Source organism: Streptomyces sp. NPDC029836 (assembly GCF_055574495.1).
This window is the reverse complement of sequence record NZ_JBVHZI010000011.1, coordinates 60,474-84,907: the sequence shown is the minus strand read 5'-3', so window position 1 is coordinate 84,907 and position 24,434 is coordinate 60,474. Positions and strand designations below refer to the sequence as shown.

The following is a 24,434-nucleotide window of genomic DNA, read 5'->3' as shown; positions in this document are numbered from 1 at the left end:
GGGGGGCCTGGGGCCCGGGCGGCTCCCTGGACCGGGGGCGGCGCTGTGCCCCCGGCGAGGTGCCGGGACAGGGCGTCACGCGGGCGGGGGCCGTGCGCCGTGGGCTTGGAGCCGACTGCTCACAGCCAGCCGTTGCGGCGGAAGGCACGGTAGAGCGCGCCTGCCGCGATCGCCATGAGCCCGACGGCGAGCGGGTAACCGTAGGTCCAGCCGAGTTCGGGCATGTGTTCGAAGTTCATGCCGTAGACGCCGGCGACCATGGTGGGGACCGCGAAGATCGCCGCCCAGGCGGAGATCCGCCGCATGTCGTCGTTCTGCCAGGTGCCCACCCGCGCCTGCTGCGCACCGAGGACCGAATCCAGCAGTTCGTCCAGGGTGCGCACCTCGATATCGGTGCGGTGCAGGTGATCGGCCACGTCCCGGAGGTACGGGGTGATCTCCGGCCCGTGGCCCTCCTTGCCGGGGCCGCCCAGCAGGCCCTGGACCACCGGGACCAGCGGCTGCACGGCGTCGCGGAACTCGCGCACCTCCCGCTTGAGGGAGTAGATGCCCTGCGTGTGATCGACGCGAGAGGTGGAGAACACCGCGTCCTCGAGCCGGTTGAGCGTGGAGCGGACCCGCCGGGCCGCGTCGCTGTACGCATCGACGGCGACGTCCAGCACCGCGTGCAGAACCGCCCAGGGGCCGAGGCGCAGCATGTCCGGATCCGCCTCGAGCCTGCGGGCAGCCTCCGGGCAGGGGTCGATCGGTCCGTGGCGGACGGTAAGAACGCTGCGGCTCCCCACGAAGATCATGAGGTCGCCGGTTTCCACCGCGGTCTCCTCGTCGACGTACCGGAGGGTCTTCAGCGCTACCGCCAGCATGTCGCCGAACCGCTCGGCCTTCGGACGTTGCTCTCCGTGGAGCGCGTCCTCGACGGCCAACGGGTGCAGGCCCATCTCCTGGGTCAACTGGGCCAGGTCGCTCTGCGAGGGGTCCGCGAGCCGTACCCAGGCGAACTCGCCGTCGCCCAAGCCCCGCAGTTGCTTGAGGGCCAACTGGCAGGCGTCGTCCGGCAGCTCGCACTCAACCTGCTCCGACCGGCCCGATCCCTGGTCGTACATGACACATTCCATCCCCCGCGCATGCTTCACCGGCGCACTTTCATGCGCGCCGCCCTGTGGTGGGAGACACTCGGGCCGGCCCGCGTAGTGGCGCGGACGGGGGTATGAGCAGCCTCATGAACCTGTCAGGGGAACTCGTGTCCGAAGCCGGAGTGCAAGAGCTGATCGGAGCGCTGGCCCACATCATCGAGGCGGCCGGTGCACTGATCATCTTCGCGGGCGCCGTCTGGGCCTTCACCCGGTTCGCCACGACCGGCCTCCGCCGACGGTCCCTCATCGGAGAGTTCAACAAGATCCGTCTCAGCCTCGGCCGCTTCCTTGTCCTGGGACTGGAATTCCAGCTGGCGGGGGACGTCCTGCGCACGGCGGTCGCGCCCAGCTTCACCGAGATCGGCCAGTTGGCGGCCATCGCCGCCATCCGTACCGTCCTCAACTTCTTCCTCACCCGGGAGATCGCGCAGGAACGCGCCGAGATCGAACGCGATCAGAAGGAGCCCGAGCGGCGAACCACGGCCTGCTGAACCATCCGGCCCCGCCGTCGGAATCGGCGTCGGCGGCGCCGCCATGGCCTGACACCTCCGTGTGCCGTGAGCTCCCCGGGCTTGTCGATGGGCGGGATACGGATCCGGCGCGGGGGTTGACCGGCGCATGCGAGGGTTGTCCGGTTCCTAAGCCGCCGCTTCGATTCCGGCGGCCGCGTGTGTAGGTGGCCGGCATTGGACGCATGCCCGGGGCGTGGCGGCGTGGTGTCCCGTTTGGGTTTGGTGCGGGGTTCGGGGGGTGCGGTGGATGTGACGGGCGAGCAGGAAACCCAGGGCGCTGGCGAGGAGCACCCAGCCGGTGAGGGCGGTGAGGGCGGTGAGCCACAGGGGCATGGAAGACCTGTCTGTGCGTCATAAACATCGGTTGACGGGTCCGTCTGCCCGGCCGACGTGGGTGCATGCGTGTGGACTTGTTCACATGGTCTGCACCTTCAACGTTTTGTTAGGTATCCAGTGCCGCCCACCATGGATCTTCAAGCCATCGCCTGGGGGGCGCCTGGCAATCGGCTCGAAAGCCCAGGGAAATCCATCGACTACTTCGGTGACCTTCGTTTCTGCGAGTGAGATCCAGTGGAACCTTGCTTTCTGCTGCGTGGGGGGCGTTCCCCGCCCCGGTCGTATCGGACCTGCTCCTCGCGGACGGTTGCGGAGACCTCCTGCTGCTCCGTCGCCTTCGCGCTCCGCAGACGCGTTGTCGGGAGACCGACGGCAGGGAGACCGACTACCGCTGGGCCTCCGCCGCCTCGACAGCTTCCTTGATGCCCCGCAGCGCCTCGGTGAGCCCGTCCTCGACCTGGGCACCTTCGACGCGGTCGGTGTGCAGTTCCACCGAAAGCCGCGAGTGGTCGACGTCGTGCCCGGCCGCCACGTGCAGCCGGCCGCGGTAGTCGTGCGGGCCCGGCGCGCCCCATTCCAGAGACTTGCCTTCCTCCAGCACGCGAATCCACGCTTCGCTCGTGACGTCTCGCTCCGGTTGGCCGGGCGGGTCGATGTGGGCGGTGACAGTGACCCGGTCACCGTCGTGGGGCTTGGCGGAGGTCAGCCGCGGCATGTACGCGGGAAGGTTCTGGACATCGGCGAGATAGCGGAAGAGCGTGGCTGCGGGCACTGCCACGCTGATCGAAGTGTCGTAGTCACCCATGGACGTCCCGTTCCCCGACAGCCCACGAGATGAAACGGCACGTCCTTCGCACCAAGGTCGACGTACAAGGTGACGGGGCGGCCCGGCCCGGCGCGCAAGCGGCAGGGGTGGTCCGGAGCGAGTCGCGACATCGAACCCGAATGGAGCAAGCCGGTGTGGAACCGCCGGCTGTGCCCGCAGGACCGTGGCCGGAGCACCCGCGCGAGATGAAGCGCACGCTGGTCGTGGTCGTGGTCGTAGCCGCCGCCCACGACGGGGGCGCCGTCGCGATGCGGTGCGGCGCCTCCCCGGGCTCCGAACGTCACGGCCCGACCCTCCGCCGAACGAGGTCGATATGAGCGGGCTCATTTTCCTCATCACCTAGCACGCGAAAATCTGTCGTGGCGGGAGTAGACATTGGCTGGTGGTGTGGTTATGGTTTCTCTCGTAGCCAGAGAGACCGCAAGGCCCGGCAGAGACGAACTGCCGGGCAGTAGTACGCAGTGCAGGTAAGTGCAGTTCAGCAGTGCGGTGCGGTGGTGGAGTGTCGAAGCCGGAGTGGTTGCGGGATGGCGACGGGACTGACGACCGGACCGGGTGGCCCGCAGTGATCAGGGGCCACCGCAGCAGTACCAGCAGTGCAGGGAGCAGTACCTCGGTGAAGGCGTCGGCTGCGGCGCGCGCATCGGGAAGTTCGGCAGTGGGGTTCCAAGCCAGGGCAGACGCACGATGGGCGACGGGGCTGGCTGCCGAAGGCGTGGCGCTTGGTCAGGCCGCGAGCAGTACCCGCAGTTGCTCAACCAGCGGTATCGAGTGAAGCAGTACCCGCAGTACGCAGTACGCAGCACCCGTAGTACCAGCAGTTCCCGTTGGGTAAGTGATCGATCCAGAGGGATGAACGGAGGGATTGGGCGCCATCAGGATCGCCCGGACGCCACGCGAGTCCGGGTACCGCAGGACATCGTGAGTGAGGTGGTCTCCGGTCAAGCAACCGCGATCCCCGCGACCCCGACGCAGTACCGGTCGGGTGCGTGGAAACAAAAGGCCGACGCAGTATCAGGGTCGGTAGATGGTGTGACAGTTCCTTCGGGGCCCGGGCGCGGAGTGCGCCCGGGCCCCTCCACGCGTTGAACCAGAGAGGTTCCATGACCGCAGACACCATCCTCGACGGCCGTCTCGACGACGATGACTACCCCGCCTACACCATGGGCCGCGCCGCCGAACTCCTCGGCACCACCCAAGGCTTCCTCCGCGCCATCGGCGAAGCCCGCCTGATCACCCCGCTCCGCTCGCCCGGCGGTCACCGCCGCTACTCCCGCTATCAGCTGCGCATCGCCGCTCGCGCCCGCGAGCTCGTCGACCAGGGGACCCCGGTCGAGGCGGCCTGCCGGATCGTCATCCTCGAAGACCAACTCGAAGAGGCCCAGCGCATCAACGCCGAGTACCGGCGCGAGCACGCGGTGGCGGAGTCGGCCGGCTCTCGCGCGGCAGGCTGAACCGCTCGGCCCGGGCGAGGCCGGTCGGCGTTCGTCCGCAGGGGTGCGGTGTCAGGACGCGGTGCCCAACGAGAACAGAACGATGGCGCCGGTCCGTTGCAGGAGCCGTACGAGCTGGGTGTTGGGTGCGGCGAGGCGGATCGTACGGCCTCGGAGCACGGCGTTCGCCCTGGCACGTAGCAGCACGTTCAGGCCCGTGGAGTCGCAGAACCGCAGGCCGCTGACGTCCACGACGATCTCGGGCGGCGCGTCGGGGTGGCTGACGGCCCGCCACAGCGAGGCGTCGAGTCCCTGGACGGACGCGGTGTCCTGGTCGAGGTCCCCCACGACACGAATGACCCCGACTCCCGAGGCATCGTCGAGGTTCCCCGACGCACTGCCGCCCTGCTCAGCCATGGTTGCCCCCTCCGTATGACAGTACGGTACGCCGGGCGGCCTGATGCCCGATACACCGTGCCGGACGTGGGCGATCGACGCACCCCGCGAACTTCCCCTCGCCCACGGAGGCGATGCCAGGTCCCATCGGGAGCCCGGCGCCGCCGGAAACGGTCGGTTCGGGGTACGGGAGGATGGGCGGGTGAACGCACAACGGGGAAGTACGGAAGAACAATCGATTGCGGATCTCGCCCGGGAACTCGTCGCGGCGGACGCCGGCGGCTGGACCCCGGACGGGACGAAGGCACTGGCGGAGAGGCTCGGCTGGGCCTGGAGCGGCGCCTCGGACCAGCCCGTCCTGGTCACGGGCCTGGCGTCGGGCAACGCCCGACTGCGGCCGGTCGGCGCCCACGAGGAACGCTACGTCGACAGCGAGTCGTACGTGGAGCTCGCGGTCCCGCTGGGGACCGTCGAGAGCGACGCAGCGGCGCAGGCCGCCGCGTTCGGCGCCGCCAGGCAGGAATTGGTCGCGGCGCTGGGCAAGCCCTCCGTCATGGGTTCGCACGGCGAGATGGGCCCCTTCTACGACAGCGGACCGCTCTGGGGCGCCCCCTTCATGCGCTGGCGCGGCAGGCCGAACACCCTGGAACTACGCGCCGGAAAGTCGGGACCCGAACTCGTCCTTCAGCCCACGGACCCCGCGGAGAACTGGTTCTGGCGCCAGGGTGTCGGCGAGGAGCACTCCATCAGCGGGTTCTTCGGCAGCAATCGTGACCCTGCCAACGCCGGCCTCGGATTCCCCGGCGGCTGGAGGGCCCGGAGCTGGGAGACCGTCACCAGTTCGCTGGGGGACTTCCTGGGGGTGCTGCCCGCCGAGGCCCATGCTCTCGGCATCACCATCGGGATGCCGTTCTACGGGCGCACCGGCGCCGGTTCGCCCATCCTGTTCGACGTGGCGTGCGACGGCGACCGGCTGGCCATCCGGTGCTTTGCCCCGGACGGCATCGATGCGGCCGCCTTCGGGTGGGGCACCGTGGCTCAGCATCCGAACGCGGCTTCGATCTGGGGCGACGACGCCCGCGTGTGGTGCGTGGACGCGGGCGGCCCCGGCGAACCGAAGGGCCACGCACTCGCGAAGATGCTGGTGGCGACGGCCAAGGCGGTGGGGGTGGCCGAGCCGACCGATCTGATCGTCGGCGGGGAGGCCGACTACGTGGACGGTTACCACGTCACGTACTACGGCTTGGGGCTGCCGACCGGCTGACCCCAGCGAGTGGGTGTTGAAGAACGTACGTCGAGCAGAGCAGTGGTCGAGCCGCCGCCGCCGCGCCGGCGGTGGTGGTGGTGCGTTCGGAGGCGTTCAATCCGGACTCTGGCGGACTGCTTGCGGATGGCTGGGGCGACCAGCCCACGGAAGCCGAGTTTCCCCAGTCTGATGTGCGTCCGTAGAAAGGCCTACCCCGGTCGATCGCTCGGCACGCGGACATGCCGGTGGCCTGGCCTCCCGACCGGGACCAGGCCACCGCCTGCAGCGTCCGGGGCTGCGGGGGTGTGTCGTGCGGCTACCAGCGGTGCCAGCGGCCACTGCTGCCCTTGGGGCGAGCCACGAAGCCGACCAGCCACAGGACGAGGACGGCGATGGCGACCCACCAGAGAATCTGGGCCGACACCCTGAGGCCGAAGCCCTTCGCGGGACAGACCTCAAGTGACGGTGAACAGGGGGAGGGCGCCGGTCACCTCCAGGAGACGGCGGGTCTGGTGGTTGAGGCCGGTCAACCGGATGGCGACCTTCTTCTTCTCGGCGGTGATGCGTGCGGTGATGAGGGCGTTGAGTCCGGCGGAGTCGCAAAAAGTGACCCGGTGGAAGTCGACGACGAGCGGCCGGTTCGCCGTGGCGTGGCGTAGTGCCTTGGTCAGGGACCGGTGCAGGCCGCCGCCCGTCAGGAGGTCGATCTCGCCGCTGACGCGGACGGTGACCGTGTGGTCGGTCACCTCCACTGGAAAGCCGTCCGTGGCGATGTCAGGCACGCGGTTGGTGATCATGAGTAGTCGCTCCTCACTGCTGATCGGGGTCGACGGGGAGTCGGCGACTCGGACGAGGGGCTGCGTGGGGCCGATGCCCCGGCAGGTCCGGGGCGGACGTCACGCTCTGCGTTGCTCGTCGCTGTCGTCGCGCAGGCGTTGGGTCTGTTCGCGCAGGTTCTCGACGCGTTCGGCGAGCTCCGCGGTACCCGTGCCGGTGCCCAGGTCGAGGCCGGTGGCGGTCAGGGTGTCGATGAGGCGGGCGGCTCCGGGCTCTCCCAGGGCATGGGTCAGGTCCTTGATCCGCCCGTCGGAGCCGGCGGGGAGGTCGGTGAGGCCGATGATCTGTCCGGCGAGTTGGCGCAGCGCACCGATGTTCTCCTGCGCCCAGGCGGCCACGGTGCGGTCGGCGGCCCGTCGGTCGCGGACGGCTTGGACGCGTTGCTCCCCGGTGGTGTCGGTGGTGTCGGTGGTTCCGGGCCGCAGGCGCAGGTAGCGGCGTTCGGCGGCCTGGCGGCTGGCGACGCCGAGCGGGCCGGCGAGGTCCGCCCAGCTGGCGCCGTCTTCCCGCGCGGCCTCGATCAGGCCGCTCTCCCAGCCGGAGAGTTCCTCGCGGATCTCCCGCAGGAGTCGCAGCGAGTCCAGAGCCTCCCGGGAGGCGGGGTCTTCGTCGCCGTCATCGCGGGCTTTGGTCGCTTCGCTGATCGTGCTGCGAATGTTCTGAAGGGCCATGGCCGCAGCCGGCGGTGAGACAGGGGGACGGCCGCCGGGCGGGTCTTCGTCCATCGTTCCTGAGATGTCATCCATCATGCGACTCCCTCGCTTGTCATCACTTCGATGACATGCTACAACGGAAGCACGTTGAAGCGCATTGGCAGTTTCTGCCTGAACCAACTGGAGGTGTTTCGCGATGTTGATGCGCACTGACCCGTTCCGCGAGATGGACCGGATCGCCCAGCAGCTCTCGGGCGCGTCGGGTACGTGGTCGAAGCCGTCCGTCATGCCCATGGACGCTTATCGTGAGGGCGACGAGTACGTCATCGCCTTCGACCTTCCCGGTGTGAGCACCGAGGCGATCGACATCGACGTCGAGCGGAACATGCTGCGGGTCAAGGCCGAACGGCGTCCCACGACGCAGGCCGAATCCGTGAAGGTGGAGCTCTCCGAGCGTCCCCTGGGCGTCTTCTCCCGCCAGGTCATGCTGGCCGACACCCTGGACACCGAACACATCCGGGCCGACTACGACGCGGGTGTCCTGACCCTGCGCATCCCGATCGCCGAGCGGGCCAAGCCGCGCAAGATCAGCATCGGCGGCGCAGCGGGCCACAAGCAGATCTCCGGCTGACCCTCCAGCACCAGCCGGCAGCGGAGGGCGGGGAACAACCGATTCCCCCTCCGGCACCCCGCCCTCCGTCCCCCATTCGCCCTTCACCCCTTCATTCCTTTCCGGAGGTGACGTGATGTCGATGCGCAGGGAGGCGTTCCTGGCCCACGTCCAGGAACGCGGCGAGTACGAAACCCTCGAAGAGGCCGACCGCGTTGCCCGCGTCGTGCTGGCCCTACTGGGCGCGCATCTGGTCGGCACGGTGCGGGCCGAGCTCGCCGCCCGCCTCCCCGAGACCTACGCCCTGATCCTCCTCAACCCCCTGCAGGCCGCGGAGCCGCTCTCACCGGAACGGTTCGTCCGGGCGACCGCGGCCTGGATCGACGGAGCCACCGAGACGACAGCCCTGTGGGACATCGGCGCGGTCCTGTCCACCGCGGCCGCCGCCGCGGGTGATGCTCTCACCCGCGAAGTCCTGCTCCAGCTGCCGCCGGGTTACGAGCTCCTCCTCGGCCACCCGCCCACCACTTGACCCCCAGACTCACCCGACCACCCGACCACCCGACCACCCGACCACCTGTCTCCACCGACCGGAACCCGGATCCTTCGCGCAGAAAGGCAACCGCAGCCATGTACGACCAGCCTCGAGCGAACCGAGCCACCCCCGCCATGACGTTCGACCAGGTGCTGGAACGCGTGCGCTACGAAGGCGCCTACCCCACCCGGGAACGCGCCGCGGAAGCCGTCCACCACGTCCTGGCCGCCCTCGGCCGCCGGCTCACCGGCGACGAACGCATCGACCTCGCCCAGTGCCTGCCCACCGAAGCGGCCCTCACCCTGACCGCACAGATCCCCGACACCGAACACCTCACCGGCTGGGGCTTCGTCAAGGACCTGGCCGCGCGAACCGGTGTCAGTCCGGCCGTCGCCCGCTGGGACACCGGCGCCGTCCTCGCCGTCGTGACGCGCCTCGCGGGCCCCGACCTCCTCGCACGCATCCTCCAGAAGCTTCCCGACGGGTACGCCCTCCTCTTCGGCCAGGCCGAACTGCGTCGGCCCGAGCCCGCCGCCGCGTGAGCCGAGCGGGCAGCGCGAGCATGCGGCGGGGCCGGTACCGCGGGGGCGGTACCGGCCCCGCCGCACGCCGCCCGCGGTCAGTGCTTGCCGCGCGGCCTAATGGGCCGTGTGGTGCACTTCGGTGATCCCGACCAGTAGGAGGAACGGGACCGTGTGGGGCGCAGGTGCCCGAACCCGCTCAGTTATGCGGCTCGCCCGCCGCCGGGGCGGGCAGCCCGTGCTCGTTTCGTCTTTTCGCTCGGGGGCATCCGGTCGCCATGGACATCACAACAGATGCCGGCGGAGCAGTGATCGAGACTCAGGGCGACGAGCATCATGTCGTCCTCAGTGCTGACACCAATGGTGACGGGAAACCAGATGTTTGGATGACCGATACCACCGGTGACGGGAAGGCCGACCTCTACCAGTTCGATACGACCGGTGACGGTCGGATCGACGTCACCATCGCCGAACGCGCTGAAGAGCCAGGGATCGACCGCCTGGTGGTCGAGGGGGACGGTGGCCACCCGCAAGAAGTGTGATTGCTCGGCACCGACGGCACGGAAAGTTGGCGGGAGAGGAGCGTGGGATGCCGGTCGTAGTCAGTGTGGTGCTCATCGTGTTCGGGTTGTTCTTCGCCACGGTGGGAGCCCGATACAAGAACGCCTACCAAGGTGAGCCCTGGGGCATGGCTCCCGGGGGTGTCCCGCTGAAGGACATGAGTCGCAGGGCCGTCATCGGGATCGGCTGTCTCATGGCCCTGGTGGGTGGAGCCGGCTTCTTCTTCTGACCCCCTCCCGCCCGTGTTGTACATGTCGCCGGGTCGTGAGGGTCATCCATGGCCGGCGCGCGGCGCGCGGTGCGCGTGAGGCGGGCGACAGCGCCTACGGCGTCACCGGCACGACGGGGGCGTGCGGTCTGTCGAGGGGTGAGGGGCGGTGGGGCGGTGTTTGATGTGGGGTGTTGACCCGGGGCCGGCACTCATTGATCACGCACGGGTACGCCCCCCCCGTCTCACCGGAGGCGACCGCCCCCGCTTGTTCGGGGGCGGGCTTCTCGCGGGCCGGAACCGCCGTGTTCGTGCTTACCTGCTGGTCGCCGTGACGTCGACCGTACCCGTGAGGCGGCCCGGCAGTTCCTTCCACGCCGTGAACGTGCCAGGGCCGCTGACCAGGGTCGATCCCTGGACCTTGCCCGAGGCGCCGACGGTGTGGACGTGGACGTTCTTCCCGGAGGCGGTGCTGGTCACCCGGGTGAGGTCGGTACCGCCGGCATCGAACCAGGCGTCGTTCCACCGGCCGGCGTCGTAGTTGCCGTACTGGAGCCACAGTCCGCCGTTGACGCCGACGATCTGGAGTTCGACGTTGTTGCCCACGAGGCCGGCGGCGATGTCCTTGACACCCACGGCGCCACCGGGCAACTCGCCCCAATTGGTCCACGAACAGGTCTGGGTGTTGAGATCACGCCCGTAGACACGGCCGTCGCCGACGGCAAACACACGTACGGTCGTACCGGCGGTGACGCTGGTGACGTTCGTCAGACCAGAAGCGGCGATCTGGGTCCAGACGCCGTTCCAGCGGCCCGCGTTGTAGTCCCAGGCTGTCGTGGTCGGTCGTCCGCACCGGGTGAGTCGCGTCGGACTCTGGATCCACGACCGCGACGTCGTGTACTCCGGTGGCGCCGACCGGGTTCGCGTCTCGCTCTCCGGTGGCGATCCCCACTCTCAACGCACCGCGAAGGCGGGGGAAGGGAATCCGGGTGGACGGAAGGGGCCCTGACCCGTACCGGCCTCGCAGCCCTCCCACCGGCACACTGCGGTGCCACGTCCACCCGGGTCGCCACGGGCCACGCCCGGCGCTTGCCCCACCGCGTTGCCCCTCGCCCCGCACTCCGGTGACGAGGATCGGCACGCTGCCCTCGGTTGACACGGGCCTTCAGGGCGACGGCCCCCGTCAGTCATGGCGGACTCAGGACGGCGGGCGCATGGAACGAGGCGCGTCGGATATACGGCCGGTACGTCAACCGGTCTGCATGCAGACAGGGTTGGCCGCCCGCCCGTAGACGCACCGAGGAGTGAGACGACATGCCGCTGACATTTCGCAAGAGTTTCAGGATCCTGCCCGGTGTCCGGCTCAACATCAACCGCAAGTCGTGGTCGATCACCACCGGCGGCGGCAAGCACGGCCCCCGCCGCACCCACAGCAGCACCGGACGCCGAACGACCTCAATGGACCTGCCCGGCCCCTTCGGCTGGCGCAAGACCCGCCGCGGCTGATCCGCGAGCGGCCCACCGACTCCGGACCCCCGGCCCGGACAGGCCGGAGGCGTCGAGCATGCAGTCGGGCCGGCGCCGTCACTCCGCGGCCATGTCGCCCGACGGCACCAGCCCATCACGAGCGCAGGTCAGGTCGGATCGTCCGCGAAGAGGTCACCGAGCACGTTCTCATCACAGAAGGCGCCGGCTGCGGTGGGAACATGAGCCGGATGCAGGCCCACAGTGCCGGGCCGGTCCAGTCGCGGCCGAATGCCCCGCGGCTCGGCCGGCTTGCCGACCTCCCCCTCGTCTTCCCGACGGACCGCACGGCTTGGGAGGAAGGGCGCGGCGGGTGGGGCCGGGTCACCTGAATCCGGCCCGGCATGCCGGGCCGGTGCAGCATGATGCCGCCGCCCTCGCGCCGGTAGCGGAGACCGGCCCCCCCCCGCGCCCCAGTCCTGCAGCTGGTCGCTCTCCGGATGTACCCGGACGATGCGCAGGGGATGTTCGGAGAGGCTGCCGATCTCGCAGCAGGCGAGCAGGACCGCAAGCCTTGACCCCGATGGGTGAGGGGTGGCCGCTCTTCGGCCGGGCGACCGTCAGGGGCCGGGGAGTCACGAACGTGGGTGGTCACTTCCGCCTGACATGAGCGCCCATGAAGGCTGGCCCCGCCCCGGTCGCTGCCGTTGACCCGCCCCCAGCGGTCAGGCGGTGCGCTGGTCGCGGCTGTCCTGGCGGAGCCGGTCGGCATGCCGGGCCAGAGCTTCGATGCGATCGGCAAGGGCCGAGTCCTCGGGGCGCAGGTGGGGCCGGGTGTCGGCCAGGGGCTGGAGGAGGCGGGCTGCGTCGTGGTCGGCGAGGGCGCGGTTCAGGGCGCCGAGGGCGTCCTGGGCGCTGGCGGGGAGGTGGGTGAGGGAGGTGATCTGGCCGGCGAGGCGGCGGAGGTCGGCTGCGTTGTCGCGGGCCCAGGCGGTGACGGTTCGGTCTGCGGCGCGGGTGTCACGGGTGGCCTGGACGCGTTCTTCGCCGGTGGAACCGGGTGTCCCGGGGCGCAGGCGCAGGTAGCGGCGTTCGGCGGCCTGCCGGCTGGCGACTCCGAGGGGTCCGGCAAGCTCGGCCCAGCTCGCCCCTTCGCCGCGGGCGGTTTCGATCAGGCCGCTCTCCCAGCCGGCGAGCTGTTTGCGGACCTCGCGCAGCGTCAACAGCGCGGCCAGAGCCGGGTCCGGGCCGGATCCGGCCGCGGGCGGCGTTGCGGCGGGCGTGCGCGCGGAGGGCTGCTGGGCGTCCCTTACGGACTGGTCGATGGCCTTCAGTGCCGCCGCGGCGGCGGGGAAGGGAACTGGTGGGGTCGGCGGGGTGGGCTCGGTCATGGAACGCTCCGTCGTCTCGTCATCCTCCAGATGACTCCTTACTTGTCATCGCTTGGATGACATGTTACAACGGATGCACGTTGAAGCGCATTGGCAGTTTCTGCCTGAACCAACTGGAGGTGTTTCGCGATGTTGATGCGCACTGACCCGCTCCGCGAGATGGACCGGATCGTCCAGCAGCTGTCGGGTACGTCGGGGACCTGGTCGAAGCCGTCGGTCATGCCGATGGACGCCTACCGCGAGGGCGACCAGTACGTGATCGCCCTCGATCTGCCCGGGGTGAGCGCCGAAGCGATCGACATCGACGTCGAGCGGAACATGCTGACCGTGAAGGCGGAGCGGCGGCCCGCGGCGAAGGCCGACTCCGTGAAGGTGGAGCTCTCCGAGCGGCCCCTGGGTGTCTTCTCCCGGCAGGTCGTTCTGGCCGACACCCTGGACACCGAGCGCATCGAGGCCGACTACGACGCGGGTGTGCTGACCCTGCGGATCCCGATCGCCGAGCGCGCCAAGCCCCGCAAGATCAACATCGGCGTCACCGACGGACGCAAGCAGATCTCCGGCTGAGTCCTCCAGCATCAGCCGGTCAAGGAGGGCGGGGGAGAGCCGAATCCCTCCGGCACCCCGCCCTCCGCACCCCCCTGTGACCCTTCACCCCTCCCGCTGGAGGTGACGTGATGTCGATGCGCTGGGAAGCGTTCCTGGCCCATGTTGAGGAACGCGGCGAGTGCGAGACCGCGGAAGAAGCGGACCGTGTGGCCCGTGTCGTCCTGGCGCTGCTGGGCGCACACCGAGCCCGCTGCCGCCTGACCCGGGCCGGTGCCGCCTGACCCGGGCCGGAGTGCGCGGACATGCGTGAGGGCCGGAACCGCAGGAGCGGTTCCGGCCCTCACGTATGTCGATCAGTGCTTGAAGACGTCCTTGACCTTCTCCTTGGCCTCGCGGGCGTCGCCGGTGGCCTGCTCCGCGCGGCCCTCGGCGGTCAGCCGCTCGTTGCCGGTCAGGCGGCCAGCGGTCTCCTTGAGCTTGCCCTTGGCCTGCTCGGTCTTCGCCTCGGTCTTCTGCTCACCAGACACAGCTGATCACTCCCTCTTGGGTGGAAACGCCTTACGAGACCCCGTATGGCCGCTGAGAGTCCTCGTAAACAGGGCGACCGCAACAGGCTTACCCGGACTCGCCGGGCCCCCACGTACGGACCGGCGCGCTACCGGGGGAAGAGGGCGCGGACGGTCTTGCCGCCTTCGGGCCCGGGCGTGACGACGACGTGACGGGCGAGGTCATTGACCATGTGCCAGCCGAATCCACCCGTCCCGTCGACGAGGTCGGGGGTCCGCGCCCGGGGCATCCTCGGACTGGGATCCTCGACGGCGACCTCGATGGCGCCCGAGTGGGCGGCGAGGCGGAGGACGTAGGCGCCACCACCGTGGCGCAGGGCATTCGTCACGAGTTCGGAGACGACCAGGACGACCGTGTCGGCCCGCTCCCGGCCGACGGTCGGCTCCCCGAGGGCGTCCAGGAACGTCCGGGCGGCCTGGCGTGCCTCGGCCACGGCGGGCAGGGAACGAGGGGCTGTGCGCTCGGCGCTCATCGTGGTCATCGCGCGCTCCGGGTCTGTTGTCGGTGTGGCCCTGCCTGCCCGGTCGTTGTGCCCCCGCCGCCAACCGTTCAACCCGACAACAACCGATTACCTCAAAGACGCGCACGCGAAAATCTATGGCGGCCGGAGTAGACATTGCGCGGTGATGTGGTTATGGTTTCTCTCGTAGCCAGTCGAGAAGGGCCCGGCAGGAACGAACTGCCGGGCAGCAGTACACGCAGTTGCAGTTCGCAGGACGGTGCGGTGGTGGAGCTTCGAAGCCAGAGCTGTTGCAGGACGGCGACGTGACTGACGACCGGACCGGGTGGCCCGCAGTGATCAGGGGCCGCCGCAAGCAGTACCGCAGTTGACGCAGTGGCAGTACTGGTAAGTGCAGTTGGTAGTACCCAGCGTTGGTAGTACCCAGCAGTGAATTGTTCCCAGAGGAAAGAAACGGAGGAGCGAAGCGCCATCAGGATCGCCCGGGCAGAGTGTTGAGCCCGGGTACCGCAGGACATCGTCAGTGAGGTGGTCTCCGGTCGAGCAACCGCGATCCCCGCATCTCCCGTCCCCGTGCGGACGGGTCAGCGGACAAAGAAGGCCGGCGCAGTACCAGGGTCGGCAGATGGTGTAGCAGTTCCTTCGGGGCCCTGGTGCCATAGGCACCAGGGCCCCTCCACGCGTTCCATGAAAGGGGTGCGATGACAGCAGAGGACTCGTTCGGCCGGCTCGACGACGACGACTTCCCCGCCTACACGATGGGCCGGGCCGCCGAGATGCTCGGCACCACCCAGGGTTTCCTCCGCGCCATAGGAGAGGCCCGCCTGATCACCCCACTGCGCTCCACGGGCGGCCACCGCCGCTACTCCCGCTACCAGCTGCGCATCGCGGCCCGTGCCCGGGAACTCGTCGACCAGGGCACCCCCATCGAGGCCGCCTGCCGCATCGTCATCCTCGAAGACCAGCTCGAAGAAGCCCAGCGCATCAACGCCGAGTACCGCCGCACCGCCGGGTCGGCGGCCAAGGGGTAGCCGAGGCCGTAGACCGTACCGACCAGGGCCGGGGCGAAGAGGATCGCCGCCCTGGTCGCAGGTAGGTTGCATCCCTACGTATCGGACCAGGGGCAAGAGGCAGTAGATGGTGGAGCAGCGGGATAGCACCGACGGTGGAGGTCTGCCGTCGGCGGTGGTGGACTGCGCGCTCTACGAGGGCGGCCACCGCATCCCCGGCCAGGTGAACCTCGCCACCGTCAAGAAGCGGATAGACCCCGAAGAGGGCCGGTTCGCGTGGATCGGCCTGTACCAGCCCACCGAGGAGCAGCTCCAGGAGGTCGCCGAGGCGTTCGGTCTGCACCCCCTGGCGGTCGAGGACGCCGTGCACGCCCATCAGCGGCCCAAGCTGGAACGCTACGACGACATGCTGTTCCTCGTACTGAAGACGATCGTCTACGTCGACCACGAGAAGGTCACCGAGACCAGCGAGATCGTCGACACCGGCGAAATCATGGTCTTCGCCGGCCCCGGGTACGCGATCACCGTCCGCCACGGCAGCGCACCGCCGCTGGAGGAGGTGCGCCGCCGGCTTCAGGACGATCCGCAGCAGCTGGGCTGCGGCCCTGCTGCCGTCCTGCACGCGGTCGCGGACATGGTCGTCGACCGCTACATGGATGTCGCGGACGCCTTCGCGGGCGACGTCGACTCCCTGGAGGCCGAGGTCTTCTCCCCCGACCGCCCCGTCGACGCCGGGCGCATCTACCAGCTCAAGCGCGAGCTCCTCGAGTTCAAGCGCGCCGTCACGCCGCTTGCCGGCGCCCTGCAACGCCTCAGCGAAGGCGGCGTCTCCGGGATCCCGCCGAAGGTCGCCACGTACTTCCGGGACGTCGCCGACCACCACCAGCGGGTCAGCGAACAGATCCTGTCCTTCGACGAACTCGTCTCCGGCATGCTCAGCGCCAGCATCGCCCAGCTCGGCGTCCAGCAGAACGCCGACATGCGCCGCATCAGCGCCTGGGCCGCCCTCATCGCCGTCCCCACCCTGATCGTCGGCGTCTACGGCATGAACTTCGACCACATGCCCGAACTCCGGTCCCCCTACGGGTATCCGGCCGTGTGGGTGCTCATCCTCGCCGTGTGCACCGCCATCTACCGGGCGCTGCGCCGCAACAAGTGGCTCTAGCTTCTGTTCCCCGGAGAGACGCTTGGGACCGGTGACCGGCTTCGCCCCACAGGTCGGAAGGGGTCTTGGGCGGCGCTCGCGGCGGAACGGGTGACGACCAGCCCCTCCGGGTGACGTACCGGTCAGGGTTCTGACCCCCTTGCCGACCTACCCCCACACGAGCACTTTCATTGAATGGGACACCGCTGAGGACCGGCGTCGTCAGGGTCGGGTGGCGCTCTCGGTGTCGGGGTGGAGGGGGAAGACCTGGTCGAGGCCCGCGATGTGCAGGATGCGCAGGGTGTTGTCGGGGACGGCGGCGAGGGCGAGGTCGGCGCCGGCGGTGTGTGCCTGGTTGCGGGCGGCGAGCAGGGCGGTGATGCCGCTGGAGTCGCAGAAGTCCATGCCGGCCAGGTCGACCACGAGGCGCTGTCCCGGCCGGAGGGTGAGCGTGGGGAGCAGGGCTCGCAGGTCGGCGGCGTGCGTGTAGTCGAGCGGGCCGGTGATCTCCAGTACGGGACCGGTCACGGCGGTTCGGGTGGTGATTTTCAGCGGGCTCATGGTGTGTTCTTCGGTGCCGGACCGGGGTCCGGATGGGTGGGGACGCCGATGGCGAGGAGGGCGGTGTCGTCGTCGAGACCGTCGCCGAAGCTGTCGAGCAGTGCGGTGAGGCCTTGCATGAGGGTATGAACGGGTTCGCCGGCGTGGTCGGCGGCGAAGTCGCGCAGGGCTTCATCGCCGTAGAGGGCTGTGCGGTCTTCGCCGGTGCGGGCTTCGGTGAGGCCGTCGGTGTAGAGCAGGAGGGTGTCGCCGGGGGCGAGGGTGGTGGTCGCGCCGGTGAAGGGCGCGCGGGGCAGGATGCCGACCAAAAGGCCGCCGGGGGTGGGCAGGAAGTCGGCCCGGCCGTCGGCACGCAGGATCAGGGCGGGAGGATGGCCGCCTGAGGCGAGACGGACGGTGACCTGGCGGGTGGCGGGGTCGGGTTCGAGGATGCCGAAGATGGCGGTGCAGTAGCGGGGGTCCCCGCCCTCGTAGCGCTCGTGCAGCACGGTGTTGAGCGTGGACAGGGCCGTCACGGGGTCGGGGTCGTGCAGGGCGGCGGCGCGCAGGGTGTGGCGGGTCAGCGAGGTGACCGCGGCGGCTTGCGGGCCCTTGCCGCACACGTCACCGAGGAAGAATGCGAAGCGCCGGCCGTCGATGGGGAAGATGTCGTAGAAGTCGCCGCCGAGCCGGTCGGGGGAGGCGGTGTGGTAGTAGGCGGCTGTCTCCAGTCCGGGCAGCGGCGGAAGCGTGGCGGGCAACAGCGACTGTTGCAGCACGGCGAGGGCGTCCTGGAGCCGGGCCCGATCGGCCTCCGCCTGTTTGAGCGCCGCGGCGGCCTGTCTGCGTGCTTCTTCGGCCTCCTTGCGGCCGCGCAGGAGTTCCTCCTCGTAGGCGCGGCGGTCCCGGGCGTCGAAGATGGTGGTGCGGATCAGCAGAGGCTCGCCGGTACTGCCGTGTTTGACCGCGGAGGAGACCAGGACGGGCATTCGGGAGCGGCCCGCCTGTTTGATCTCCAGGGCGATGCCGCCGATCTCGCCCTGCATGCGCAGCAGCGGCGCGAAATGCGTCTCGTGGTACAGCTTGCCGCCCACGGTCAGCAAGTCGGTGAACCGCATCCGGCCCACCACCGCCTCCCGCTCCAGGCCGAGCCAGTTCAGCAGAGTGGTGTTGATCTTCGCGATGGTGCCGTCCATCAACGTGGACAGATACCCGCACGGGGCGCTCTCGTACAGTTCCTCCGCGCTGTCCTCCAGTAGGGCCGCGAACACCGCGTCCGAGGTCTCCTCCTCGTCCGCCTCGTACGGGTCCGGCTCCCGTCCGGTGCGGCACATCAACGCAGGCCTGCCAGGAACCCGGCGATCGCCTCGTTGGTGGCCTCGGGAGCGGACAGGTGCGGGCAGTGCCCGGTCGCATCGAGGGTGATCAGAGTCGAGCCGGGGATCGCCTGGTGGACGAAGGCGCCGACCTCCCGTGGTGCGATGGCGTCCTGGGTGCAGTCCAGCACCAGCGTCGGCACCCGTACGGTCTTCAGGTCGTCCCGCGTATCGGAGAGGAACGTGGTCCGGGCGAAGACGCGTGCCATCTCCGGGTCGGTGGCGCAGAAGCTGTTGGTCAGCTCCTCACCGAGCTCGGGCCGCTCGGCGTTCCCCATGATCACCGGTGCCATCGCGGCCGACCAGCCCAGGTAGTTCGATTCCAGGGAGTCCAGCAGTTCGTCGATGTCCTCGGCGCTGAACCCGCCCCGGTAGCCGTCGTCGTCGATGTACCGCGGCGAGGGAGCGACCATCACCAGCGCCCCGATCCGCTCCGGGGCCATCCCGGCTGCCAGTACACCGACCATCGCGCTGACCGAGTGCCCCACGAACACCGCACCGCGCAGGTCAAGGGCCTCGCACACCTCCACCACGTCCCGGGCGTAGCCGTCCAGAGACGCGTAGCGGTCCTCGGAGAACGCGGACAGGTCCGAGCGGCCCGAACCGACGTAGTCGAACAGCACCACTCGGTAGTCCTCGGCCAGAGCCGGCACCGTCAGGCGCCACATGTTCTGGTCACAGCCGAACCCGTGAGCCAGCACCACCGCCGGCCCCCGCGGATTCCCGATGACGGTGACGTTGTTCCTGCGTCGAATGTCCATACCCGCATCCTCCCAGCCCCGCTCACCGCTCCGGCAGGGCCCCCGCAGACCACGCTTCCGGTGTTGGCGGACGTGGCCGCCATGGAGAGAGTCAACGCGCGCCGGTGCGACTGGCACCCCTGCGGAGCGCCGGTGCGGGCAACGCGACGCGCAGTCAACACGCGAAGGCGTCTGCCAACTGCGGGACTTGCGTTGACTCGCCGTCGCCGGCAGGCGAGTAACAGAGCAAGGGCTCCGGCGACAGGGGGATGTACGACACCGGCCGCCGAGGCCGCTCCCAAAGCCCCAGCGGCGCCAAGGACGCCTCCACCTCCACCGGCGTCGATGCCCAGGACCCGGCACCACGCTGTACTCCGGAAGGGAAAAGGCGGGCCCCCCGGCTACCGGGGGGCGGCCTCGGGGGACGGTGCGGGCAGGGGGCAGGTGAGGGGCAGGACACGTTCAGTCAGCTGCCCGGTGAGCCGGGTGTCGGTGAGGGCGGCCTCAGTGAGCCAGTCCGCTGTGGTCAGCTGGTCGGCCAGGCGCTCCAGTTCACCGGCACCGGCCGGAACCAGGCCGGCGAGTGTGTTCAGGGCGATGCCGTGGCCGCCGGGCCCCAGGCCTCCCGATCCGCTTGTCCGGGTGGCCAGTGTCAGCGCGAGCAGCCGGGTGGCGGAGGTGGCCTTGGCCTTGCGGAGTTTCTTGTCCGAGATGACCTTCTGGGCCCAGCCGGAGAGCTTGGGCCGCATCTTCTTGCCGAACGTGAACGGGCCCGTCCCGTCCTCGGGGTGCGCAAGGGAGGGGACAGTGATCGGGGTGGCGTTCTCCGGCCTCGAGGCGAGCAGGTCGCCGGCCGTGCCGGGAAGCTCGAGCCAGCCGCAGCCGGTCAACTTCTCGACCAGGTCCTCCGGATCGCTCAGGCCCAGTGCGGTGAGGTCCTGGCCTACGAGGTTGCCGGCGCCGGTGTGCGCGGTACGCAGGGTCAGCATCAGCACCAGCAGCCGTGCGTCGGGGCCGGGCAGCGGGGTGTGGTCGGCCACGTACGCGAGGACCGAGCGCGCGTGCTCCCACTGCGTCGGAACGGTCAACAACCGATCCGCAACTGGCCGGTCGCCACCGGTGATGCCGCCGGTGCGCTGCTGGTGCTGGAGGCGGGCGGTGGCGGCGGCCTGCTCGGCACGCCGGGCCTCCCATCGCAGGGGCCCCTCGCTGGTGACGTCGGCCCAGGTGGTGAAGGCGCGGGCCTTGCGCTCCTGGAGGTCGGCGAGCAGCGCCAGGTCGGGCTCGTCGCGCTGCTGGTAGGCGCGGAAGAGATCGCCGAGTTCGATGAGTTCGTCCCGCAGGACGACGGGCCGCAGGTCGTGGGGGATGACCCGCTGGGCGATCTTCGTCTGTGGCGGGCGGCGTCGCGCCGGGGTGGTGCGGGGAGCCGGGACCGAACCGGTGGCGGCCTGGTGGTCGGAAAACTGCGGTGCGCCCGCACCCGCGCTCCCTGCCGGCGCCGGGGCCGGGGCCGGGGACGTTGTCGTGGTCGGACACGGGTGGTCCGGGGCGGTGGGTGCCTGGGAGGTGGCCGCGGTCTTCGCTCCGGGGGTGGCGGCCGCGCATCGGGAGCAGCACTCCATCACCTGCCACCAGCGGCTTTCTCGGTCGGTGACCACGGCCAGGACGACGGGGCCGCCGCACCGCCAGGGTTCGGTACGTGCCCGGCCAGTGTCGGGCAGATGGGTGTGGCAGTCCGCCAGCCGGCACGCGCAGTACGCCGTGGCTCTCGGGGCGGGGGCGGTGCGCAGGTGGGCCTTGATGTGGGCGACCGCGGCCGCGCGGCCGGCCGCCGCGGACGGCAGACGCTGCTCGGCACAGGCGGGTCGGCTGCACGAGACACGTACCGCCGTACTGCCCCGGCCGGCGGCGTCCAGACGCACCGTCCAGCGCCGCCCCGGTACCCGCTCATCGAGCTCACTTGCTGCGGCCTGCGTCATCCCGGTCTCCCTCCCCGTACTGCGTCGGCGCTGCCCGCCCGCCCTTGCCGCATGCCGGGCGGTGTGCGGGCGGCGTGGACACCGTATTCGGCCGCACGGGCGAGGGCTGTTGAACGCGCCCTGTTCGAACGGCGTGAATTGTGAGTGTCGGTTCAGGAGCCCGGCGTGGGCTCGGGTGTGCCGTCCGGGGGTCGAGAAGTCCGCCGAAGATGAGCCTGGTGTCGTCGTACTCGAAGGTCGTAGCAGCGGCGAGAACTCCCCCCGGCCGGTACTGCGCCCGCAGCGCTCCAACAGAGGGCCGTCAGCGCGGTCTCGGGTTCGTGGCTGGAGATAGTCGCGTCGGCGGGGATCCGGCGCAGGTGCTCCAGGGCGTGGTGGCAGTCCATCGTGGCTCCAGAAGCCTGTGCCAGGTGTTCTGCTCAAGCGCCTGCCTCAGTGCCTCAGTTCTCTGACCATTTTCCCGCGTGCGTGGTAATTCAGTGCGTGCCTGCGCATGCGCGTGGTTCCCGGCTCGCAGAACGGGGCGGGGCCTCGCACGGCTGCGTGAACGTCCGTGACACGCGCAGCTCGTCGGTCTCCTGAGCGTGGTGTTTGGCCAAACTCGACGGAGCCGACGGACGGGCGTCCTTGAAGTGGGACGCGAGTGAGCGACCGCGGCCGCGCGGCCGTGGACGGCAGACGCTGCTCGGCACACGCGGGTCGGCTGCACGAGACACGCACCGCCGTACTGCCCCGGCCGGCGGCGTCCTCCGTCCCCGCCCGCGGCCGGGCTGCGGTCAGGGTCAGGGGTCAGGGTCGTAGGTGATGCGGGCGTAGGGGCAGGACGCCGCGTACCGCAGGAGTGCGGACTTCCGCCGGTTGGAGCGGGCGGACGGCTGGGCCTACTCGGTGGTGCCGCAGAGCACGGCGAGCGCGGCACGCACGCTGGCACGGTCGGGGGCTTCGGTGCCTGCCAGGCCGTGAAGGATCATCCCGCTGAGCGCGGCGGAGACGCCGTAGGCGCGGGCGGGCGGCAGGTAGCGCTCCAGGGAGATCCGGCCCACGGTGATGGTGCGGTCGGCGATCGGCCGCAGCGCGGGGCGGCGCATGGCGGCGAGGAAGAGCTCGTACTGGACGGTCCAGTGCGCCTGGTTGCCGCCGGTGCAGGCGGTGACCACGGCGTCGGTGAGGCGCTCCACCAGATCGGTGGTGGAGGCGACCGGCTGCTGCTCGTCGAGGTGCTCCAGGTAGGCGAGGAACTGATCCACGGAGCGTGCGAAGGCGAGCTGGATCAGGTCGTCGCGTGTCGCGAAGTGGTAGGTGGTGGAGGCGACCGGCAGGTCACCTTCCGCGGCGACGGAGCGGTGGGTGAGGCCTTCCAGGCCGTGGGCGGCGATAACGCGCTCGGCGGCCTCGATCACTTCCCTCTTGCGGGCCTCGGGGTCGCGCCGGCGGCGCTGGGGCTTCGCCGGGCCGGGCTGCTCGTCGCTCATTCCGGCATCCGCCATAGCCACTCCTATTGCTTCAAATCGGACATTCCTGTTACGGTACAGAACAACAGTACCGTTCAGTGGTCAGGACACGCCCTCTCCGCAGGCCCCAGCGCCCGTCGGGCCGACACACGGCCCGCCCGGCCCGGCCCGCACTGCACCTGACCCGGCTGACTCTCGACAGGAGAACCCTATGAAGATCGCTCTGCTCGGAACCGGCGCCGGTGCGCGCTGCCACGCCGCCAAGCTCATCGCGCTCGGCCACCGGGTCACTGTCGGCACCCGCGACCCGAAGGCCACTCTGGCCCGCACCGAGCCCGACATGATGGGCACCGAGCCCTTCGCCGGTTTCCTCGCCGCCCACCCCCAGCTGACGCTGGCCACGTTCGCGGAGGCGGCCGATGCGGGTGAGCTGGTCATCAACGGCATCGACGGCGCCAACGCCGTCACCGCGCTGGCCGCCCTGCCGGCCGGCGCCCTCGCGGGCAAGACCCTCATCGACTACGCGGTCCCGTACGTCTACCAGCAGCCCGGCGACGCCGAGCACCCGTGGCCCACCCCCTGGGGCGCCATGCCGCGCCTGGACCCCGTCGACACCGACAGCCTCGCCGAGCAGATCCAGCGCGCCCTGCCCGACACCCGCGTCGTGAAGGCCTTCGTCACCCAGGAACAGGAAACCGTCGTCAACCCCGCCGAGTTCGGCGGCGGCGACCACACCATGTTCCTCGCCGGGGACCACGAGAGCGCCAAGGCCGCGGCCACCGACCTCCTGAACGCCTACGGCTGGAGCGACATCATCGACCTCGGCCCCCTGCAGGCGGCCCGCGGACTGGAGATGTACGCCCACTTCCACACCGCCCTAGGCCTCGCCCTCGGCAACCGCTTCGGCGTCAAAATCGTCCGCTGACGCGGGCACAGCCGCCCCGCGGCACCCGCTCACGGAGCAGGCCCCGTCCCCTCGACATGCCGCCGCATCACCGGGGGAACAGGGCCTGTCCGAGTGCGGCTACGGGGCGGGGGCGGGGGTGTAGGTGACGGTGTTGCCGCCGCAGCAGGCCGCGATGTCGCACAGGCGGTCCTGCTCGTTCTGGTCGACGGCGAGCTGCCACCGGAGCTTGGTCGCGGTCCACTCCGACGCGTACCGGCACAGCGCCTCGGACGCCGGCGGCAGCCACTCGAAGGGATCCTGGTCGGACTTCTGCCGGTTCGAGCGTGCCGTGACCGCGACGAGGCTGCTCGTCAGCTGATGCGGCCTGGACGGGCCCCGAAAACCCAGCGCAGCGACCGCGACGTCCTCAACCTCCTGACCAAACGCGCCGAGGTCCTACACCTCGGACCGGTGAACTACTGCTGGTTCGCCGACCCCTCCCGCGCGCTTTGCCTCGAACTCGCCGGCACCCCCCGATCTGCCGCCGGCAGGCGCCCGCGACGCCCCCGGCACGGTGGCGACCGCCGACGCCCTGATCCGCTCCGTCCCCAACGGCCGCACCGTCACCCTCGACGGCGTCGCCCACTACACGACCATGGAGGCCCCGGAAGCCTTCACCCGCGCTCTGGAGGAGTTCCTGCACGAGCTCGCCGAGCCGCCGGGCCGTTGACCGGGGCAGGCGAGCCGGGGTGCAACACGTCAGGGCCCCGCCCATCCGACGGCCTGCTTTGTCCGCCTGCGCGGTCATGCCCAGTCCACGCGCAGCTTCCGCAGCGCGTCCAGCTGCTCGGCGTTGAGTTGTTGCGTCGGGCTTTGGTGTTGGAGAGCCATACGCCCAGCTTCACGGTTACCGGCTCCGCCGCGCCCTCGACCGTTTCCTCCCCGTGAGCCCAAGGGACCGGCCGATCCGCGCCTTCCCGCTCGACCCACTGCGTGAGAACCTTCAGGCCGCGCTGGAACGCCTGCTGTGCCCAGCTTCGCAGCGCTCCCGCTGCTCCAGGAGAAGCTGG

29 protein-coding genes and 1 pseudogene are annotated in these 24,434 nt (G+C 70.1%); 16 read left to right on the top strand and 14 right to left on the bottom strand.

Annotation, left to right across the window (positions count from 1 at the left end):
• Nucleotides 1-119 precede the first annotated feature (119 nt).
• Nucleotides 120-1,103, bottom strand: a complete 984-nt coding sequence (locus tag ACZ4XJ_RS27680; protein WP_468497790.1) for a magnesium and cobalt transport protein CorA — start codon at nt 1,101-1,103, stop codon at nt 120-122.
• A gap of 116 nt (nt 1,104-1,219) precedes the next feature.
• Between ACZ4XJ_RS27680 and ACZ4XJ_RS27675 the strand changes: the two genes are divergently transcribed.
• Nucleotides 1,220-1,624, top strand: coding sequence for a DUF1622 domain-containing protein (locus tag ACZ4XJ_RS27675; RefSeq protein ID WP_362881997.1), 405 nt, complete (start codon nt 1,220-1,222; stop codon nt 1,622-1,624).
• Nucleotides 1,625-2,366: 742 nt separating this feature from the next.
• Here the strand turns inward: ACZ4XJ_RS27675 and ACZ4XJ_RS27670 are convergent.
• Entirely contained in the window at nt 2,367-2,786 is a 420-nt protein-coding gene (locus ACZ4XJ_RS27670) for an SRPBCC family protein (protein ID WP_468497789.1), read from the bottom strand.
• Between the two features lie 1,124 nt (nt 2,787-3,910).
• Here ACZ4XJ_RS27670 and ACZ4XJ_RS27665 point away from each other — a divergent pair.
• Complete coding sequence (locus ACZ4XJ_RS27665; RefSeq protein WP_362881993.1) at nt 3,911-4,261, top strand: helix-turn-helix domain-containing protein; 351 nt, start codon at nt 3,911-3,913, stop codon at nt 4,259-4,261.
• A gap of 51 nt (nt 4,262-4,312) precedes the next feature.
• On the opposite strand, the gene ACZ4XJ_RS27660 is transcribed toward ACZ4XJ_RS27665, so the two are convergent.
• Nucleotides 4,313-4,657, bottom strand: coding sequence for an STAS domain-containing protein (locus ACZ4XJ_RS27660; protein WP_362881991.1), 345 nt, complete (start codon nt 4,655-4,657; stop codon nt 4,313-4,315).
• 181 nt (nt 4,658-4,838) lie between these two features.
• Here ACZ4XJ_RS27660 and ACZ4XJ_RS27655 point away from each other — a divergent pair, with 181 nt between their 5' ends.
• Entirely contained in the window at nt 4,839-5,900 is a 1,062-nt protein-coding gene (locus tag ACZ4XJ_RS27655) for a hypothetical protein (protein WP_468497788.1), read from the top strand.
• Nucleotides 5,901-6,337: 437 nt separating this feature from the next.
• On the opposite strand, the gene ACZ4XJ_RS27650 is transcribed toward ACZ4XJ_RS27655, so the two are convergent.
• Together ACZ4XJ_RS27650 and ACZ4XJ_RS27645 are read right to left on the bottom strand one after the other, a co-directional pair.
• Nucleotides 6,338-6,679, bottom strand: a complete 342-nt coding sequence (locus tag ACZ4XJ_RS27650) for an STAS domain-containing protein (RefSeq protein ID WP_362881988.1) — start codon at nt 6,677-6,679, stop codon at nt 6,338-6,340.
• A 99-nt stretch (nt 6,680-6,778) separates the two neighbouring features.
• A complete protein-coding gene (locus tag ACZ4XJ_RS27645; RefSeq protein ID WP_468497787.1) occupies nt 6,779-7,390 on the bottom strand; it encodes a hypothetical protein in 612 nt (203 codons plus the stop codon).
• Nucleotides 7,391-7,568: 178 nt separating this feature from the next.
• Here ACZ4XJ_RS27645 and ACZ4XJ_RS27640 point away from each other — a divergent pair, with 178 nt between their 5' ends.
• The 5 genes from ACZ4XJ_RS27640 to ACZ4XJ_RS27620 all read left to right on the top strand — a co-directional run bounded on the left by ACZ4XJ_RS27640 (nt 7,569) and on the right by ACZ4XJ_RS27620 (nt 9,828).
• The gene (locus tag ACZ4XJ_RS27640) at nt 7,569-8,003 is read left to right on the top strand and encodes an Hsp20/alpha crystallin family protein (protein WP_362881984.1); all 435 of its coding nucleotides are present in this window, start codon (nt 7,569-7,571) and stop codon (nt 8,001-8,003) included.
• Between the two features lie 115 nt (nt 8,004-8,118).
• Complete coding sequence (locus tag ACZ4XJ_RS27635; protein WP_362881982.1) at nt 8,119-8,514, top strand: DUF2267 domain-containing protein; 396 nt, start codon at nt 8,119-8,121, stop codon at nt 8,512-8,514.
• A 98-nt stretch (nt 8,515-8,612) separates the two neighbouring features.
• On the top strand, nt 8,613-9,059 hold the full coding sequence (locus ACZ4XJ_RS27630) for a DUF2267 domain-containing protein (RefSeq protein WP_362881980.1): 447 nt from the start codon (nt 8,613-8,615) through the stop codon (nt 9,057-9,059).
• Nucleotides 9,060-9,316: 257 nt separating this feature from the next.
• The gene (locus ACZ4XJ_RS27625) at nt 9,317-9,580 is read left to right on the top strand and encodes a hypothetical protein (RefSeq protein ID WP_362881979.1); all 264 of its coding nucleotides are present in this window, start codon (nt 9,317-9,319) and stop codon (nt 9,578-9,580) included.
• A 47-nt stretch (nt 9,581-9,627) separates the two neighbouring features.
• Nucleotides 9,628-9,828 (top strand): hypothetical protein, encoded by a 201-nt coding sequence (locus ACZ4XJ_RS27620; RefSeq protein ID WP_468497786.1) that lies wholly within the window; start codon nt 9,628-9,630, stop codon nt 9,826-9,828.
• Nucleotides 9,829-10,122: 294 nt separating this feature from the next.
• On the opposite strand, the gene ACZ4XJ_RS27615 is transcribed toward ACZ4XJ_RS27620, so the two are convergent.
• Nucleotides 10,123-10,536 (bottom strand): carbohydrate-binding protein, encoded by a 414-nt coding sequence (locus tag ACZ4XJ_RS27615; protein ID WP_468497785.1) that lies wholly within the window; start codon nt 10,534-10,536, stop codon nt 10,123-10,125.
• A gap of 585 nt (nt 10,537-11,121) precedes the next feature.
• Between ACZ4XJ_RS27615 and ACZ4XJ_RS27610 the strand changes: the two genes are divergently transcribed.
• Nucleotides 11,122-11,313, top strand: coding sequence for a DUF4236 domain-containing protein (locus ACZ4XJ_RS27610; RefSeq protein ID WP_319729828.1), 192 nt, complete (start codon nt 11,122-11,124; stop codon nt 11,311-11,313).
• Between the two features lie 683 nt (nt 11,314-11,996).
• Here ACZ4XJ_RS27610 and ACZ4XJ_RS27605 read toward each other — a convergent pair.
• Entirely contained in the window at nt 11,997-12,662 is a 666-nt protein-coding gene (locus ACZ4XJ_RS27605) for an HSP18 transcriptional regulator (RefSeq protein WP_468497784.1), read from the bottom strand.
• A 129-nt stretch (nt 12,663-12,791) separates the two neighbouring features.
• Between ACZ4XJ_RS27605 and ACZ4XJ_RS27600 the strand changes: the two genes are divergently transcribed.
• Both ACZ4XJ_RS27600 and ACZ4XJ_RS27595 read left to right on the top strand, forming a co-directional pair.
• A complete protein-coding gene (locus ACZ4XJ_RS27600; protein WP_468497783.1) occupies nt 12,792-13,226 on the top strand; it encodes an Hsp20/alpha crystallin family protein in 435 nt (144 codons plus the stop codon).
• 110 nt (nt 13,227-13,336) lie between these two features.
• A pseudogene (locus tag ACZ4XJ_RS27595) lies at nt 13,337-13,450 on the top strand (DUF2267 domain-containing protein); the annotation flags it as partial.
• 111 nt (nt 13,451-13,561) lie between these two features.
• Here the strand turns inward: ACZ4XJ_RS27595 and ACZ4XJ_RS27590 are convergent.
• Entirely contained in the window at nt 13,562-13,735 is a 174-nt protein-coding gene (locus ACZ4XJ_RS27590) for a CsbD family protein (protein ID WP_362883586.1), read from the bottom strand.
• A 128-nt stretch (nt 13,736-13,863) separates the two neighbouring features.
• Nucleotides 13,864-14,256 carry an ATP-binding protein gene (locus ACZ4XJ_RS27585; protein ID WP_468497782.1) on the bottom strand — a complete coding sequence of 131 codons (393 nt, stop codon included), beginning with the start codon at nt 14,254-14,256 and terminating at the stop codon, nt 13,864-13,866.
• A 680-nt stretch (nt 14,257-14,936) separates the two neighbouring features.
• Here ACZ4XJ_RS27585 and ACZ4XJ_RS27580 point away from each other — a divergent pair.
• A complete protein-coding gene (locus tag ACZ4XJ_RS27580; RefSeq protein ID WP_362883582.1) occupies nt 14,937-15,266 on the top strand; it encodes a MerR family transcriptional regulator in 330 nt (109 codons plus the stop codon).
• A 106-nt stretch (nt 15,267-15,372) separates the two neighbouring features.
• Nucleotides 15,373-16,410, top strand: coding sequence for a magnesium and cobalt transport protein CorA (locus ACZ4XJ_RS27575; protein WP_362883581.1), 1,038 nt, complete (start codon nt 15,373-15,375; stop codon nt 16,408-16,410).
• Between the two features lie 201 nt (nt 16,411-16,611).
• Here the strand turns inward: ACZ4XJ_RS27575 and ACZ4XJ_RS27570 are convergent, their stop codons facing one another.
• The 5 genes from ACZ4XJ_RS27570 to ACZ4XJ_RS27550 form a co-directional block, all read right to left on the bottom strand.
• Nucleotides 16,612-16,950: an STAS domain-containing protein gene (locus ACZ4XJ_RS27570; RefSeq protein ID WP_362883580.1), complete on the bottom strand. Its 339-nt coding sequence runs from the start codon at nt 16,948-16,950 to the stop codon at nt 16,612-16,614.
• Nucleotides 16,947-18,263 carry a PP2C family protein-serine/threonine phosphatase gene (locus ACZ4XJ_RS27565; protein ID WP_362883578.1) on the bottom strand — a complete coding sequence of 439 codons (1,317 nt, stop codon included), beginning with the start codon at nt 18,261-18,263 and terminating at the stop codon, nt 16,947-16,949. Before ACZ4XJ_RS27565 ends, ACZ4XJ_RS27570 begins: the two co-directional genes overlap by 4 nt.
• Nucleotides 18,263-19,066: an alpha/beta fold hydrolase gene (locus ACZ4XJ_RS27560; protein WP_468497781.1), complete on the bottom strand. Its 804-nt coding sequence runs from the start codon at nt 19,064-19,066 to the stop codon at nt 18,263-18,265. The genes ACZ4XJ_RS27565 and ACZ4XJ_RS27560 overlap by 1 nt, the downstream gene beginning before the upstream one ends.
• 380 nt (nt 19,067-19,446) lie before the next feature.
• Nucleotides 19,447-21,027, bottom strand: a complete 1,581-nt coding sequence (locus tag ACZ4XJ_RS27555) for a hypothetical protein (protein WP_468497780.1) — start codon at nt 21,025-21,027, stop codon at nt 19,447-19,449.
• Nucleotides 21,028-21,908: 881 nt separating this feature from the next.
• On the bottom strand, nt 21,909-22,514 hold the full coding sequence (locus ACZ4XJ_RS27550) for a TetR/AcrR family transcriptional regulator (RefSeq protein WP_468497779.1): 606 nt from the start codon (nt 22,512-22,514) through the stop codon (nt 21,909-21,911).
• Between the two features lie 175 nt (nt 22,515-22,689).
• On the opposite strand from ACZ4XJ_RS27550, the gene ACZ4XJ_RS27545 reads away from it, so the two are divergent.
• The 3 genes from ACZ4XJ_RS27545 (at nt 22,690) to ACZ4XJ_RS27535 (ending at nt 24,094) form a co-directional block, all read left to right on the top strand.
• Nucleotides 22,690-23,403 carry an NADPH-dependent F420 reductase gene (locus tag ACZ4XJ_RS27545; RefSeq protein ID WP_468497778.1) on the top strand — a complete coding sequence of 238 codons (714 nt, stop codon included), beginning with the start codon at nt 22,690-22,692 and terminating at the stop codon, nt 23,401-23,403.
• Nucleotides 23,404-23,557: 154 nt separating this feature from the next.
• Entirely contained in the window at nt 23,558-23,743 is a 186-nt protein-coding gene (locus tag ACZ4XJ_RS27540) for a hypothetical protein (protein WP_468497777.1), read from the top strand.
• 195 nt (nt 23,744-23,938) lie between these two features.
• Nucleotides 23,939-24,094, top strand: a complete 156-nt coding sequence (locus tag ACZ4XJ_RS27535) for an alpha/beta fold hydrolase (protein WP_468497776.1) — start codon at nt 23,939-23,941, stop codon at nt 24,092-24,094.
• Nucleotides 24,095-24,434 lie beyond the last annotated feature (340 nt).

Excerpts from the sequence above, each read along its gene's own strand:
- ACZ4XJ_RS27560 (WP_468497781.1), bottom strand. The coding sequence starts at position 19,066 with ATGGACATTCGACGCAGGAACAACGTCACCGTCATCGGGAATCCGCGG.
- ACZ4XJ_RS27640 (WP_362881984.1), top strand. The coding sequence starts at position 7,569 with ATGTTGATGCGCACTGACCCGTTCCGCGAGATGGACCGGATCGCCCAG.
- ACZ4XJ_RS27545 (WP_468497778.1), top strand. The coding sequence starts at position 22,690 with ATGAAGATCGCTCTGCTCGGAACCGGCGCCGGTGCGCGCTGCCACGCC.
- ACZ4XJ_RS27575 (WP_362883581.1), top strand. The coding sequence starts at position 15,373 with ATGGTGGAGCAGCGGGATAGCACCGACGGTGGAGGTCTGCCGTCGGCG.
- ACZ4XJ_RS27600 (WP_468497783.1), top strand. The coding sequence starts at position 12,792 with ATGTTGATGCGCACTGACCCGCTCCGCGAGATGGACCGGATCGTCCAG.
- ACZ4XJ_RS27585 (WP_468497782.1), bottom strand. The coding sequence starts at position 14,256 with ATGACCACGATGAGCGCCGAGCGCACAGCCCCTCGTTCCCTGCCCGCC.
- ACZ4XJ_RS27630 (WP_362881980.1), top strand. The coding sequence starts at position 8,613 with ATGTACGACCAGCCTCGAGCGAACCGAGCCACCCCCGCCATGACGTTC.
- ACZ4XJ_RS27570 (WP_362883580.1), bottom strand. The coding sequence starts at position 16,950 with ATGAGCCCGCTGAAAATCACCACCCGAACCGCCGTGACCGGTCCCGTA.
- ACZ4XJ_RS27665 (WP_362881993.1), top strand. The coding sequence starts at position 3,911 with ATGACCGCAGACACCATCCTCGACGGCCGTCTCGACGACGATGACTAC.
- ACZ4XJ_RS27605 (WP_468497784.1), bottom strand. The coding sequence starts at position 12,662 with ATGACCGAGCCCACCCCGCCGACCCCACCAGTTCCCTTCCCCGCCGCC.
- ACZ4XJ_RS27620 (WP_468497786.1), top strand. The coding sequence starts at position 9,628 with ATGCCGGTCGTAGTCAGTGTGGTGCTCATCGTGTTCGGGTTGTTCTTC.
- ACZ4XJ_RS27565 (WP_362883578.1), bottom strand. The coding sequence starts at position 18,263 with ATGTGCCGCACCGGACGGGAGCCGGACCCGTACGAGGCGGACGAGGAG.
- ACZ4XJ_RS27555 (WP_468497780.1), bottom strand. The coding sequence starts at position 21,027 with ATGACGCAGGCCGCAGCAAGTGAGCTCGATGAGCGGGTACCGGGGCGG.
- ACZ4XJ_RS27670 (WP_468497789.1), bottom strand. The coding sequence starts at position 2,786 with ATGGGTGACTACGACACTTCGATCAGCGTGGCAGTGCCCGCAGCCACG.
- ACZ4XJ_RS27680 (WP_468497790.1), bottom strand. The coding sequence starts at position 1,103 with ATGTACGACCAGGGATCGGGCCGGTCGGAGCAGGTTGAGTGCGAGCTG.
- ACZ4XJ_RS27660 (WP_362881991.1), bottom strand. The coding sequence starts at position 4,657 with ATGGCTGAGCAGGGCGGCAGTGCGTCGGGGAACCTCGACGATGCCTCG.
- ACZ4XJ_RS27645 (WP_468497787.1), bottom strand. The coding sequence starts at position 7,390 with ATGGCCCTTCAGAACATTCGCAGCACGATCAGCGAAGCGACCAAAGCC.
- ACZ4XJ_RS27580 (WP_362883582.1), top strand. The coding sequence starts at position 14,937 with ATGACAGCAGAGGACTCGTTCGGCCGGCTCGACGACGACGACTTCCCC.
- ACZ4XJ_RS27650 (WP_362881988.1), bottom strand. The coding sequence starts at position 6,679 with ATGATCACCAACCGCGTGCCTGACATCGCCACGGACGGCTTTCCAGTG.
- ACZ4XJ_RS27635 (WP_362881982.1), top strand. The coding sequence starts at position 8,119 with ATGTCGATGCGCAGGGAGGCGTTCCTGGCCCACGTCCAGGAACGCGGC.
- ACZ4XJ_RS27675 (WP_362881997.1), top strand. The coding sequence starts at position 1,220 with ATGAACCTGTCAGGGGAACTCGTGTCCGAAGCCGGAGTGCAAGAGCTG.
- ACZ4XJ_RS27540 (WP_468497777.1), top strand. The coding sequence starts at position 23,558 with ATGTCGCACAGGCGGTCCTGCTCGTTCTGGTCGACGGCGAGCTGCCAC.
- ACZ4XJ_RS27625 (WP_362881979.1), top strand. The coding sequence starts at position 9,317 with ATGGACATCACAACAGATGCCGGCGGAGCAGTGATCGAGACTCAGGGC.
- ACZ4XJ_RS27610 (WP_319729828.1), top strand. The coding sequence starts at position 11,122 with ATGCCGCTGACATTTCGCAAGAGTTTCAGGATCCTGCCCGGTGTCCGG.
- ACZ4XJ_RS27550 (WP_468497779.1), bottom strand. The coding sequence starts at position 22,514 with ATGGCGGATGCCGGAATGAGCGACGAGCAGCCCGGCCCGGCGAAGCCC.